Annotated in this window: 13 protein-coding genes; 4 read left to right on the top strand and 9 right to left on the bottom strand. The window is 66.5% G+C overall.

Annotation, left to right across the window (positions count from 1 at the left end; all coding sequences use genetic code 11):
• Positions 1-13 precede the first annotated feature (13 nt).
• The 3 genes from AC5P6E_RS01595 to AC5P6E_RS01585 form a co-directional block, all read right to left on the bottom strand.
• Positions 14-988 carry an MBL fold metallo-hydrolase gene (locus AC5P6E_RS01595; protein WP_019336688.1) on the bottom strand — a complete coding sequence of 325 codons (975 nt, stop codon included), beginning with the start codon at positions 986-988 and terminating at the stop codon, positions 14-16.
• A gap of 748 nt (positions 989-1,736) precedes the next feature.
• Complete coding sequence (locus AC5P6E_RS01590; protein ID WP_010480900.1) at positions 1,737-2,561, bottom strand: helix-turn-helix transcriptional regulator; 825 nt, start codon at positions 2,559-2,561, stop codon at positions 1,737-1,739.
• The gene (locus AC5P6E_RS01585) at positions 2,558-3,262 is read right to left on the bottom strand and encodes a VIT1/CCC1 transporter family protein (protein WP_032129894.1); all 705 of its coding nucleotides are present in this window, start codon (positions 3,260-3,262) and stop codon (positions 2,558-2,560) included. The genes AC5P6E_RS01590 and AC5P6E_RS01585 overlap by 4 nt, the downstream gene beginning before the upstream one ends.
• A gap of 151 nt (positions 3,263-3,413) precedes the next feature.
• On the opposite strand from AC5P6E_RS01585, the gene AC5P6E_RS01580 reads away from it, so the two are divergent.
• Positions 3,414-4,778: a glutamate--cysteine ligase gene (locus AC5P6E_RS01580; RefSeq protein WP_019336459.1), complete on the top strand. Its 1,365-nt coding sequence runs from the start codon at positions 3,414-3,416 to the stop codon at positions 4,776-4,778.
• Positions 4,779-4,818: 40 nt separating this feature from the next.
• Here the strand turns inward: AC5P6E_RS01580 and AC5P6E_RS01575 are convergent, their stop codons facing one another.
• From AC5P6E_RS01575 to AC5P6E_RS01565, 3 genes are all read right to left on the bottom strand, one after another.
• The gene (locus AC5P6E_RS01575; protein WP_237706982.1) at positions 4,819-5,415 is read right to left on the bottom strand and encodes a GrpB family protein; all 597 of its coding nucleotides are present in this window, start codon (positions 5,413-5,415) and stop codon (positions 4,819-4,821) included.
• Between the two features lie 31 nt (positions 5,416-5,446).
• Positions 5,447-6,703 carry an NnrS family protein gene (locus AC5P6E_RS01570; protein WP_029550654.1) on the bottom strand — a complete coding sequence of 419 codons (1,257 nt, stop codon included), beginning with the start codon at positions 6,701-6,703 and terminating at the stop codon, positions 5,447-5,449.
• A 66-nt stretch (positions 6,704-6,769) separates the two neighbouring features.
• The gene (locus AC5P6E_RS01565; RefSeq protein ID WP_005419275.1) at positions 6,770-7,828 is read right to left on the bottom strand and encodes an NAD(P)-dependent alcohol dehydrogenase; all 1,059 of its coding nucleotides are present in this window, start codon (positions 7,826-7,828) and stop codon (positions 6,770-6,772) included.
• Between the two features lie 107 nt (positions 7,829-7,935).
• On the opposite strand from AC5P6E_RS01565, the gene AC5P6E_RS01560 reads away from it, so the two are divergent.
• On the top strand, positions 7,936-8,820 hold the full coding sequence (locus AC5P6E_RS01560; protein WP_019336462.1) for a LysR family transcriptional regulator: 885 nt from the start codon (positions 7,936-7,938) through the stop codon (positions 8,818-8,820).
• A gap of 147 nt (positions 8,821-8,967) precedes the next feature.
• Here the strand turns inward: AC5P6E_RS01560 and AC5P6E_RS01555 are convergent, their stop codons facing one another.
• A complete protein-coding gene (locus AC5P6E_RS01555) occupies positions 8,968-10,002 on the bottom strand; it encodes a DUF7832 domain-containing protein (RefSeq protein WP_019336463.1) in 1,035 nt (344 codons plus the stop codon).
• Between the two features lie 132 nt (positions 10,003-10,134).
• The gene (locus tag AC5P6E_RS01550; RefSeq protein ID WP_019336464.1) at positions 10,135-10,797 is read right to left on the bottom strand and encodes a TetR family transcriptional regulator; all 663 of its coding nucleotides are present in this window, start codon (positions 10,795-10,797) and stop codon (positions 10,135-10,137) included.
• A 76-nt stretch (positions 10,798-10,873) separates the two neighbouring features.
• Between AC5P6E_RS01550 and AC5P6E_RS01545 the strand changes: the two genes are divergently transcribed.
• On the top strand, positions 10,874-11,569 hold the full coding sequence (locus AC5P6E_RS01545) for a DAPG hydrolase family protein (protein WP_019336465.1): 696 nt from the start codon (positions 10,874-10,876) through the stop codon (positions 11,567-11,569).
• A gap of 12 nt (positions 11,570-11,581) precedes the next feature.
• On the opposite strand, the gene AC5P6E_RS01540 is transcribed toward AC5P6E_RS01545, so the two are convergent.
• Positions 11,582-11,998, bottom strand: a complete 417-nt coding sequence (locus AC5P6E_RS01540) for a VOC family protein (protein WP_495230625.1) — start codon at positions 11,996-11,998, stop codon at positions 11,582-11,584.
• Between the two features lie 114 nt (positions 11,999-12,112).
• On the opposite strand from AC5P6E_RS01540, the gene AC5P6E_RS01535 reads away from it, so the two are divergent.
• Positions 12,113-12,790 carry an SMI1/KNR4 family protein gene (locus AC5P6E_RS01535; protein WP_029550656.1) on the top strand — a complete coding sequence of 226 codons (678 nt, stop codon included), beginning with the start codon at positions 12,113-12,115 and terminating at the stop codon, positions 12,788-12,790.
• Positions 12,791-12,800 lie beyond the last annotated feature (10 nt).

Raw genomic sequence — 12,800 nt, 5'->3', positions numbered from 1 at the left:
AGGGCTCATCGGCTCATTTCAACGGCGAATACTCCGCCGGCGCCCACGCATAGGCCTTGCCCTCGCCACGCACATGGCCCAGGCCGGGGAACGGCAGGTGCGCACCGGCCACCCACCAACCGTTGACGGTGGCCTGCTGCAGCAGCCCGCGACGGCTGGCGATGGCCGCCTTGCGGTCCGAATCGGCCTCGAATGCCGCCTCCGGGTGCGCGAACTGCACCGCATGGAAGTGCAGCACATCGCCCCATACCAGCAGTGACTCGCCCTGGCTGTCGAACCGGTAGGAGACATGGCCGGGCGTATGGCCATGGGTGTCCATCGCCACCGCGCCACCGGGCAGGGCATCGCCGGGGCTGAAGGTGCGCAGGTGGCCGCTGGCCTGGTACGGCGCGACCGCGTTGCGCGCCAACGGGAAGGCGAAGCGCACGCCCTTCGGTGCGGTGGCCTCGCTGGCCGGGTTGAGCCAGTAATCGGCATCGGCCTTGGACAGCCACACCGTGGCATTGGGATAGGCCGGCTTGCCCTGCGCGTCGAGCGCCCCGCACAGATGGTCCGGATGGGCGTGGGTCAGCAGCACCTCGTCCACCTCGGCCGGGTCCACGCCGGAGGCGCGCAGATTGCCCAGCACCTGGCCCAGGCCGGGGCCAAAGCACTGCGCGGTGCCGGTATCGACCAGGGTCAGGTGGTTGCCTTGGCGGATCAGGAACGCGTTGATCGCTGTCTGCAGGCCTTTCTTGTCCTCAGGTACGTAGCGGCCTTCCAGCAGGCGGCTGACCAGCGTCGGCGGCACGTCCACCACTTCCTGCCGGCCCAGCGCGACCACGCCGTCGAACAGGGCGGTGACCTGCAGTGCGCCGACGCGCTGGTGATAGACGCCAGGCACCTGCTGCGTGGGGGCGGGTGAAGTAGCCTCGGCCAGCGCGGCCAGCGGCAGGGACGACAGGGCCAGCAGCAGGGCGGAGCGCAGGGGCAGGTGGCGCAGGGTCATGGTGGTTCTCGGTGGATGACGGGTGGTTCCGTTGGCCTAGCGTGCCGTGGCTGGCGTGTGCGCGGCGCTCAAACCACTACGTGGAATGCTCAGGGAAGGGGGGGGGGGGCTGCAGGGCTGCGCCCTGCACCCGCAGAGGCAACAGCAACGGCAACGGCCGAAGCAAAAGCTGGTTTCCTGTGGGATGGCGGGGTGGGTCCGGTTGCGGGAGACGCCGTAAACCCTTCCATGGGGGCTTGGCCGCGGCTTGCTCGTGTGCGCTTCCCTGCGCACACGGCAAGACCGGGGTTGGGCGTCCTGCCCAACCCGCCCGAGGCATGCCTCGGGCCCATGCCGCGGACACTCCCGCAACCGGACCCACCCCGCCTTCGACAGTTGGCCGCGATCTGTCGGAACGACGTATTGCCTTGGTGGGTGTCGACCTTGGTCGACACAGTAGATCCACGCCATGCGTGGATGACTCATTCGATATCTGACAGATGTGTCGACCAAGGTCGACACCTACCAACAGCCGCGCGGAACAAAGCCGCAGTTGCCAACAGCCGAGTGAACCTGTCGAAGGTGGGGCGGTGTGGGTGGGCAGGACCGTTGGCGCCATGGATGGCGCCATCGAGCCCCCAGGGACGGCTTTACGGCGTGTCCTGCCCACCCACACCGCCCCGCCATCCCACGGAATGCATGCTGTTGCTGTTGCTTTGGCTCTTGCACTCGCTTCGGCGGGTGCAGGGCGCAGCCCTGCCGAACCCCCTCAGATGTCTGTGGGAGCCAGCCCGTACTGCTCGGCGAAGCGCTTGCTGAAACTCGCCGCAGACCGATAGCCCGCGCGTGCGGCCACGGTCTTCAACGGCAGGTCCGTGGTGTAGAGCAGCTGCATGCCATGCGCCAGCCGTGCCTCGGTGAGCAGCTGGCGCAGGCTGGTGTCCTCGGCAGCGAGCCGGCGGCGCAGGGTCGCGCCGCTCAGCGCGAACTGTTCTTCCACATCGCGCGACTGCCAATCGCGTGCCGGTTCGGCGGCGATGCGGTCGCGGATCTGTTCACCCAGGCTCGGCGCCTGCGGCAGCAGCAGGTTGCCGTGGCCCTGCCGGCACAGGGTCAGTACCAGCGAGGCCAGCGCCAATCGTGCTTCGCTGTAACGCCCGTCCTGCAGCGATTGCCGCCATTGGCGCAGTACCGCGCCATGTTCGATCAACGGCAACCGCGCCATCGCCTGGCCAGGCGCGGGAAGCCCCTCGATCCACAGCGTGCGAGCGGCCGCCAGCACTTCGGCACACAGCGGCACGATGGCGCTGAGGTAACGGCCACTGCGCGGGTCGGGGGTGTTGACCACATCGATGCGGCAGCGCTGGGTCAGCAGCAGGATGTCGCCGGGAACGAACGCCAGAGACTGATGAGCGGTACGCACCTGCTTGCGGCCTTCCAGCAGGATCGCGAACTGCGGTTGCGGAATCTCCACCGAGCTGGCGCCATGCTCGCGACGTGCGGTGATGCAGGCATAGCCGTCGGCGCGCTCGCAGCCGGCCAGACTGGCCATCTCAGCCAGCAGTGCGGTGGCCGCGGGCAGCATGGCGGTCATGTCACGTGTGCGCCGAGCAGGCGACCGACGCCGGCGGCTGCGGCCATCGCCAGCGCGCCCCAGAACATCACCCGGATCGCGCCGCGTACCGGCGGTGCGCCGCCGGCCTGGGCTGCCATTGCGCCGGTCAGGCACAGGCCGAGCAGGGTGCTGGCGGTGGTCATCATCGCGACCTTGTCGACCGGCGCCAGCAGCGCGGTCAGCACCGGCAGTGCCGCACCGCAGGTGAAGGCGCCGGCCGAGGCCAGCGCTGCCTGCAGCGGGCGGGCGCGCAGGGTATCGGTAATGCCCAGCTCGTCGCGGGCGTGGGCGCCCAGTGCGTCGTGGGCGGTGAGCTGTTCGGCCACCTGCCGTGCCAGCGCCGGCTCCAGGCCACGGTGGCGGTAGATCGCGGCCAGCTCTTCCAGCTCGCTGTGCGGATCTTCGTGCAGTTCGCGTTTTTCCATCGCCAGGTCGGCGTCTTCGGTGTCGGCCTGGGTCTGCACCGAGACATACTCGCCGGCCGCCATCGACATCGCGCCGGCCACGGTGCCGGCCACGCCGGTGGCCAGGATGGTCGCAGCGGAGGCGCCGCTGGCGGCTACGCCGACCACCAGGCCGGCCACCGAGACGATGCCATCGTTGGCCCCCAGCACGGCGGCACGCAGCCAGCCGACGCGCTCGGAGCGGTGCAGTTCGGGGTGTCGTGAATGGCGGCTCATGCCCCCGAGTGTACGAGGGTCAAGAGGGCGTCGGTAGGATGCTGAAAACCGTCTCCGTCGCATGACGCAACGGGTCACCACGCTATAGTGCGCCCTTGCGATGGAAGGCTCCGAGCCCCACATCCCCCGCCACCGTCCAGCGAGCCTTCCCTTGTCGAGCCCCAGCCACGTCGCCGATACCCCCATTACCGACCGCTCGCAGCTGGTGGCGGAGATCGCCTCCGGCGAAAAGCCCCGCGCGCGGTGGCGCATTGGTACCGAGCACGAGAAGTTCGGCTTCCGCCTGGATGACCTGCGCCCGCCGACCTTCGAAGGCGAGCGGGGCATCGAAGCGCTGCTCAACGGCCTGGTTCGTTTTGGTTGGACGCCGGTGCAGGAAAACGGCAACACCATCGCCCTGCTGCGCGACGGCGCTTCGGTGACGCTGGAACCGGCCGGTCAGCTGGAACTGTCCGGCGCGGCGCTGGAGACCATCCACCAGACCTGCGTGGAGACCGGCACCCACCTCAACGAAGTGGCACAGGTGGCCGGTGAGCTGCAGCTGGGCTTCCTCGGCATGGGCTTCCAGCCCAAGTGGAAGCGCGATGAGATGCCGTGGATGCCGAAGGGCCGCTACAAGATCATGCGCGCGTACATGCCCAAGGTCGGCTCGCTGGGCCTGGACATGATGACCCGCACCTGCACGGTGCAGGTGAACCTGGACTACGCCACCGAAGCGGACATGGTGAAGAAGTTCCGCGTGTCGCTGGCGCTGCAGCCGATCGCCACCGCGCTGTTCGCCGATTCGCCGTTCACCGAAGGCAAGCCCAACGGCTACCTGAGCTACCGCTCGCACATCTGGACCGACACCGACGCCGACCGCACCGGCATGCTCGACTTCGTGTTCGAGGATGGCTTCGGTTACGAGCGCTATGTCGATTACCTGCTCGACGTGCCGATGTATTTCTCCTACCGCGATGGCATCTACCACGACGCCAGCGGGCAGAGCTTCCGCGATTTCATGCAGGGTAGGCTGCCGGTGCTGCCGGGTGCGCTGCCGACCCTGCGCGACTGGTCGGATCACATGACCACCGCGTTCCCGGAAGTGCGCCTGAAGAAGTACCTGGAAATGCGCGGCGCCGACGGTGGCCCGTGGAGCCGCCTGTGCGCGCTGCCGGCGTTCTGGGTCGGCCTGCTGTACGACGACACCGCGCTGGATGCCGCCTGGGACCTGGTGCGTGACTTCACCCTGGCCGAGCGCCATGCACTGCGCGACGGGGTGCCGAAGTACGCGATGAACCTGCCGTTCCGCAACGGCACGGTGCGCGACCTGGCCCGCGAAGCGGTGAAGATTTCCGTTGAAGGCCTCAAGCGCCGCGCGGCGCGCAATGCCGACGGCCAGGACGAGAGCAAGTTCCTGGACGTGCTGCAGGAGATCGTCGAGTCCGGCCTGACCCCGGCCGAGCGCAAGCTGGCGCTGTTCCATGGCCGCTGGCACGGCGACGTCGATCCGGTGTTCCGCGAGTTCGCGTACTGACACTGTTCGGCAGGTGCCGACCCCGGCACCTGCCGTTGCGTTACCACCCGCGCGCTGCGAACAGGCGCGAGTAAATGCCGCGCACCACATCCTGCTTGGTGCGATTGTAGGCCTGCACGTTGGCATTGCCCTGTAGTGCTGCCTGCTTGGCCTGCGCATAGCGCCTGCGGTCATCTTCATGGCTGCGCAGCCAATCGCGGAACAGCCGGTGGCGGATGTGCTCGGCGCAACCAGGGGCGAACACATGCAGGTTCACGCGCGGCACGCCCAGCCGCAGCATGCGGTGCTGATACCACGAAGGTTCGCGGATGGTGAGCACGTAGCCCAGTGCCTGCAGCGGTGGCAGCCAGGCCGCTTCGTCGGCGGGATCGGCAACCAGCAGGTCGATGTCCAGTACCGGTTTGGCCGGCAGGCCTGGCACCGCGGTGGAGCCGACGTGTTCAATGCCTAGCGCGATGTTGCCTAGTGCCGCCTGCAGCTGCGTGCGCTGCTGCTCGAACTGGTCGGCCCACAGCGCGGACCAGGGCACCACCTGCAGCACTTCCGGCTGCGGTGCGCCGAGAACCCAGGGATTCTCGTCAGGGTCGCCATCGGCAAAGGTAGTGATTGCGGTGGGGTCTAGTGCGATATCGGACATGCCCGCCATGGTGCCATGCCCGGCGTTGATGTCAGCCCGGCTTGCCGTCGCGCCGTGGGCTCAGGTAGATCCAGCCCAGCCGCGCCACCCACGGGGCCAAGGCCAGCAACCAGCCGATGGCAGCGGCGAAATGCCACGCATAGGCATCGGGCATCAGCTCGGCGAGGATGCGCATGATCGCCACTGCCTGCAGCGCGACGAACGCGAACCAGGCCACTGCCGGCATCACCAGCGGTCGCCCGGAATGGCCCTGGGTGACCCGGGTCACCATCGCCACCAGCAGGCTGCCGAACAGCCCCACGGCAAGAGCATGCAGCGGCGCGCGGCCGAGCAGTTGCGGATGGCCAAGCAGCTGACCGATGTCCTGCAGCAGATACAGCCCGAAGCTGATCGGCAGCCACGCCAGCGCCAGGAACAGGGCGGCAAGCAGGCCCGGCATCGGCCCGCGTGGCCACCAGTGCCATAGCGCCTGCAGCGACAACAGCAGCAGCGGCGCATCGGCCAGCCACAGCAGGTGGTCGACCTGCAACGCGCTCAACAACAGGCGCAGCATCAGCAGTGCCCACATCGCGGCCAGCCAGCGCAGTGGTCGCCAGGCCACATAGCCATCCACCACGTTGTTGGCGAAGAACGGGATCATCCGGTGCGCGACGGTGAGGTAGACCGGCAGCAGCAGGCCGAAGGTGCCGAGTGCCACAGTGACCGGCATCAGCGTGGCGTGGCCGCGTACCATCGCCATGAACAGCAGCAGCCCCAGCCAACCCAGCAGCAGTGCGGCATAGCAGGCGCGCGCATGCCAGTTGCGGTTGGGGCCGGCGGCCTTGAGCACGCGTCCCAGCACGATCAACCCGGCGCTCCAGCCGGCCAGTGCCAGCAGCAGGCCAGGCCACAGCCCGGGTGTCCACCCGCAGGCGGCGGCAATCAGCAGCGCCTGCCCGCCAAACAGCCCGATACCGACCGGCGCATAACGGCTGCGTGGCAGCTCGGGTTGCCCCATCCAGCGCGGGAACACGGTGAGCAGGAAGCCGAAGATGAAACTGGGCAGCACTAGATACTGCATCAGCAGTGCGTGCAGCCAGGCCGGTGGCAGCGGCGGCGGCACCGGCGTCCACAGCCCGCGCAGCGCGCCCAGCCACAAGGCCCACCACAACATCGCCAGCAGCAGGTTGCTGGCGCCGATGAAGAACAGCAGCCGGTGCGGCGCACGCATCAGCATCGCAGGGGAGGGCAGGCGGGCCATGCAGCGAGTCTGCGCCGGGGCGGTGGCTGCTTCCTTGACCTTCGTCATGCCCAACGCACGACCCAAAAGAAACCCCGGCAGTGCCGGGGTTCTTCGCTCACAGTCGCCGGGCGATCAGGCGGCGTTCTTCATCGTCGCCATGTCGATCACGAAGCGGTAGCGCACATCGTTCTTCGCCATGCGTTCCCAGGCTTCGTTGACGTTCTTGATGTCGATCATCTCCACATCGCTGACGATGCCGTGCTCGGCACAGAAGTCCATCATTTCCTGGGTCTCGGCCATGCCGCCGATCGCCGAGCCGGTCAGGTGCTTGCGGCCGAAGATCACGCTGCCACCGGTCAGCGGCGGGTCCAGTTCGGTCAGTACGCCGACCAGGCACATGGTCGCCTCGCGCTTGAGTAGGCCCATGTACGGGTTGGTGTCATGACCAACCGGGATGGTGTTGAGCAGGAAGTCGAAGCTGCCGGCATGTGCCTTCATCTGTGCGGCATCGCGCGAGACCAGCACTTCGTCGGCGCCCAGGCGCTTGGCATCGGCACCCTTTTCCGGGGTGGTGGTGATCATCACCACGTGCGCGCCGAGTGCCTTGGCGAACTTCACGCCCATGTGGCCGAGGCCACCCAGACCGATCACGCCAACCTTCTGGCCCGGGCCGACCTTCCAGTGGCGCAGCGGCGACCAGGTGGTGATGCCGGCGCACAGCAGCGGGGCGGCCGCCTTCAGGTCGAGGGTGTCGGATACCTTCACCACGAAGCGCTGCTCGACCACCACGTGGTCGGAATAGCCGCCGTAGGTCGGTGCGCCGCTTTCGCGTTCACGGCCGTTGTAGGTCCAGGTCGCGCCTTCGGCGCAGTACTGCTCCAGGTCGTGCTCGCAGGCGTCGCAGTGGCGGCACGAGTCGACCATGCAGCCCACGCCGGCGTGGTCGCCGACCTTGAAGCGGGTGACGTTGCTGCCGACCTCGGTCACGCGGCCGATGATCTCGTGGCCCGGCACCATCGGGTAGATCGAGCCACCCCAGTCGTCGCGGGCCTGGTGCAGGTCGGAGTGGCAGATGCCGCTGTAGAGGATCTCGATGCGCACATCGTCCGGGCCGACCGCGCGGCGTTCGAACTCGTACGGAATCAGCGGGTCGGTATGTGAATGGGCGGCGTAACCACGGGCGAGGGACATGGGGAATCCTTGGCAGGGTTTGTCGAAAGGCGTTTTACAATACGCCCCGTTCCCAGCGGCAGAAAGCGCGGATATCGGCATGATTCATCAAGTGGAACTGCACAATCATGGCCACTGACAACCTCACCCACCTGGCCGCGTTTGCCGCGGTCGCCCGCCACCGCAGCTTCCGCCGCGCCGGTGCCGAGCTGGCGCTGTCGACCTCGGCGGTGAGCTATGCGATCCGCGCGCTGGAAGAGCGGTTGGGGGTGGGCCTGTTCCATCGCACCACCCGCAGCGTGGCCCTGACTGAGGCCGGGCAGCGCCTGCTGGAGCGCCTGCAGCCGGCGCTGGGCCAGGTGCATGACGCGCTGGAAGAGATGAACCAATTCCGTGCCGCCCCGGCCGGCCTGCTGCGCATCAACGCCACCCGCGCGGCGGTACCGACCCAGTTGGGGCCGCGACTGGCGCGCTTCCTGCACGCTCACCCCGACGTGCGGGTGGAGCTGACCGAGAACGATGGCCTGGTCGACATCGTCGCCGAGGGCTACGACGCCGGCGTGCGCCTGCACGAGTTCGTGCCCGAGGACATGGTGGCGGTGCCGATGGGGCCACCGCTGCGCGGGCTGATTGTCGGCTCGCCGGACTACCTGCGGCGACACCCGGCACCACAGCATCCGCGGGACCTGGCGGCACACGAATGCATCCGCTTCCGCTTCGCCAGCGGGCATCTCTACAAGTGGCAGTTCGAGCGTAGCGGGCAAGCGCTGGAGATCGATGTGCCAGGCCGGCTCACGTTGAGTGAGCAGGGCACCGTCGTGGGTGCAGTGCTTGATGGCATCGGCCTGGCCTACGTGCTGGAAGACACGGCGCGGCCGTATATCGAATCCGGCCAGATGGTGGCAGTGCTGGAAGACTGGAGCGAACCGTTCGCCGGCTTCGCGCTGTACTACCCGAAGCAGCGGCAGATGCCCGGTGCGCTGCGCGCGTTCGTGGATATGCTGCGCGAATGAGCTGCGATGGATGATGTGGTGCCGACCAACGGTCGGCACCCACCGGGATGGCGTCCACCAGGACCAGACCAGTAGATCCACGCCATGCGTGGATGCCTCTCCAGGAATCTCCGCGCAATACGTGGAGACCTATAAATACTCGGACTTCTATGGCAGTTCAGAGGCTGCGGAGAGGTTGTCCACCATCTTCCGATACATTGCCGTGAGCTGGACGGTCTGGCGGCGGCTTACTTCTGTCTGAAGTCCTGTCAGAAGATAGTCCTTCCAGCGTGCGTCCAGCATCGTTGAGAAATGGCGGAACAGCCGCCATTCGTCATCTACGGTTGGTACCCCGCACTTCGACAGGTGGTTCACCACCGCGCTCAGATCGTCGTTGGGATGGCACCTGTCCGGTCTTCCAATTCTAGGATGTGCTGAGTTGCGATTGCAGAGAGCATGAAAGTAGATGTAGGTAAAATGGCGCACGGGCTCGCGGATATCCCAGCTCCACAGCTCGCCTTCAAAACAGTTCGCACGGATGTAGTCCATCACGGGCATGCGCTGCTGATGTAGGTTCTGGATTTCTGCGCCGTGATCAGAAGTATGTCGTTCGCTTGCGAAGCCTCTGAGAATGCACCAGTAGAGAAAGAAGGCGGTAGCCTGATCCCAATAATCCCACCTGTCTGAATTGACATTCTGCTCTGGAAGATCATTTCCAGCCGCAGCGTAACTTGGCAAGGAGTAGCGGTGCATCTGTGCTAGCTTGATCTGCCAGCGCCTAGGCGTGCTGGGGAGGGCAAGCACGCAGTCTGGACGATTTGTGAGCATCGCGGCTGTTCTCTTGGGCATATCCTCGACAATGAGCTGAGGAGCCGCCCCAACCAAATCCTCAGCGAGGGAGGTCGGAGACAACTGCAAAGGCAGGTTGTCTACTGTTGCCGGATCAAACCAGATCGAGTCTACCCAGCAGACGAAGTGGCGGCCCGATTTCCGGGGCGGGTAATACTCGGGTGCGAGAACCTCGTGACTCCAGCTGATTTCCAGACCCGTGGGGCGGTGAGACATTTCGCCAATAGAGTTGGAGTATGCGAAGGAGGTTGGTTTCGGTGTCTTCGCGCCAATACGTTCGGCGATGGAGAGGACCGGATCGCTATCGATTCGTTGTCCCAGGAGATTACAGAGTTCGGAAAAGAGAAATCGCATGTGATCGCGCCGAAGAGATCGATCATGGATAGTCCCTTCAGTCTTTCCAGTAGGCCATACAAGAAATTGCAAAGAGCCCCGCGAGGCCACTTCGTCTGAATGCGTGGTACACAGCTGCGGCTTACTGGTTGACTACGGCACCCGCAACACCGGCGCCAACAACGCCAGGCACTCACGCAGGTGCACATCCACCGGCGCATCCTCGGCCACTACACCGATTACGCGCTCGCGCAGCGGTTCGGCCACGGCCATTGCCAGGATCAGTCGCGCCATGCGCGGGCAATCCCCCTCACGCAGCAGCCCACGCTGCTGCTGCCGTTCCAGCCAGTCGGCCAGCAGCGCACGGCCGCGCTCGATGCCGTTGTCCAGGTAGGCCTGCAGCAGCGCCTGCTTGCCGGGAAAGTCGGTGGCCAGCAGCCGGAACACCTGAACTGCCTGCGCCGACAGCGCCTGCGCACACACCGCCTGCAGGATGTCCTGCAGCAACGGCAGCACCTCGTCGGTGTCGTGCGCATCGCGCTGCAACTGTGGCGCGAAGCCGTCGGTCCATTCGCGCACCGCCAACCCGACCAGTTCCTCGCGGTTGCTGGCGTGGCGGTACACGGTCTTCTTCGCCACCCCGGCATGGGTCGCCACCGCTTCGATCGTGGTCGCCTCGTAACCCTGTGCCAGCAGCAGCTCCAGCGTGGCCTGCAGCACGGCGTGGCGGACCTCGGCTTCCGGTCGAGCGGGGCGGCCGCGGCGGCGGCTCGGTGTTGTGGGCTCGGGCAGGGGAGGGCTGTTCATTGCCCCCATCTTACCGCATCCGGCTAATTGCGAAACGAATGACGTTTCCGTATTGTCGGGTCTCCCAACACCGCAGGAGACCCCGATGGATACCGCTGTGAACGCACGCGCCTGGCTGGACCACCACGATCTGCTCGACCCGGCGCCGATGCACCTGGAGACCGGCATCCAGCGCCGCGAAGACGGCACCCTGCTTGTCGCGGTGCGTACCGATCTGCACGGCTGCAAGGGCCGCATGCTGGACTGGTGGTTCACCTTCTTCGAGACCACCCAGCACATCCGCTGGTGGCATCCGGTTGATCATGTCGAGCATCGCGGCTGGGACGCGGCGTGGCAGCGCGGGCGCAGCTACCACGGTGCCAGCATCCATGCGGTGGAATCGCTGGCCGACATTCCGCCGGTGGCGGCGCGCCTGAAGTTCCATGATCCGCGCACGTTGTTGGTGCCAGAGCGCCTGCAGGCGGCACAGGATGCCGGCGATGTATCGGCGGTGATTGCCGCGCGCATCGGCTTCGGCGACCACGTGCGCCTGGATGTAAACGGTGATCCCTGCGACGGGCAGATGCTGCACGTGGCACGCGATACGCCGTTCGGCTGTGTGCTGCGCAGCCGCTTCGTGCTGGGCCTGGACAGCGCTGATCCGCACCGCGATGCCGGCGATGCGGTCGGCCTGGGCCTGCTCAAGCACTGCTACACGGAGTTCAGTTTCCTCTCGCGGCTGCTGCCGTCGCTGTACTACGGCGAACGCGCGAATGGCGAGGCGGTACCGTTGCCGTGGTGAACCGCGCGCCGGTCATTCGACCAGCGCGTCGTAGCCTTCAGCACTGAACTGGATCAGGCAGAAGCCGTGGCCGAACGGGTCGGCCAGCACGGCGATGCGGCCCCAGCGACGCTCGCGCACGGACTGCTCGAGTGTCGCCCCGGCTGCAACCGCACGCGCCAGCGCGGCGTCGATGTCATCCACCACCCAATCCAGGTGCAGCGGCGTCCAATGGCGCTCGTAGTCGCGCACTTCGCCGTCTTCGGTGGCGGCGCTGCCGGCGTCGTTGTGCAGCAGGTAGAGCGGCGCTGGCCCACCGAGCAGCTCCACCGCGCCCGGGCCGAGCCGGCGGCCGATGCGCAGGCCGAAGGCGCGGATGTAGAAGTCTTCGGCGGCGGCCAGGTCGGGGACGTCGAGGTTGACGATGAAGCTGTGGGCAGTGGCGTTCATGGCAGCGATGGGCGGCATCCGGTGGTCGCAGTCTAGTCCTGCCGCGTGCTGTGGCCGGTTCATCTCCTGCGCGGATTCGGGCAAGCTGGGCGGTCTCTATCGACAAGGACATCCATGAGCGCGTTATCCGGCATCGAACAGGCCACCGGCCAGTCCTTCCCGCCCCTGTTCAAGCAGTTGCATGCAGCGGGTCGGTTGAGTTGGGGGGCTCCCCATCCGGAATGGTCCGAGGTGGTATTCCCGGCGCTGCAGGCGGATCCGCCGGTGCTGCTGTACGCCCAGGACTATGAGCCCCTGGAGGACGATGAACTGCTCGAGGCGTGGCAGGAGCTGACCGCGGAGGATCATTACAATCCCCTGCGCACTGACCTGCAGTTGCTGCCCTTTGCGCGGACTGGCGCGGGTGACAGCTACTGTTTCTGGAGCAACGCGCCCGGTTTCAGCGAACCGCCGGTGGTGATGGCGTGGCATGACGACGACCGTGCCGATGTGCTGGCCGCCAGCTACCAGGATTTCGTGTTCCGCAAGATGGTCGAAGCGGTTGCCGACTATCAGCGGCCATACACGCTGCTGTCGCAGGGCGAGCTGGCCGGGAATCTGCAGCGCTGGCTGCAGACTCACCATTCCTTCCTGCGCGGCGACCAGTACGCGACATTGCAGCGGCTGTTCGCCCGCGTTGGCGATATTGAGGAAGGAAACTTCAGCGAAGACGAGGCACAGGCCATCGTCGCTGAAGTGATCGGCTTCGAGCGGTTGGACGAGTCGTTCGCCTACGTGCGCGAGGACGCCTGAAGGCGGGGAG

Source organism: Stenotrophomonas sp. YJH_SMC_16, from assembly GCF_059367875.1.
The sequence above is the reverse complement of the archived record's forward strand: the minus strand, read 5'-3'. Positions and strand labels throughout refer to the sequence as shown.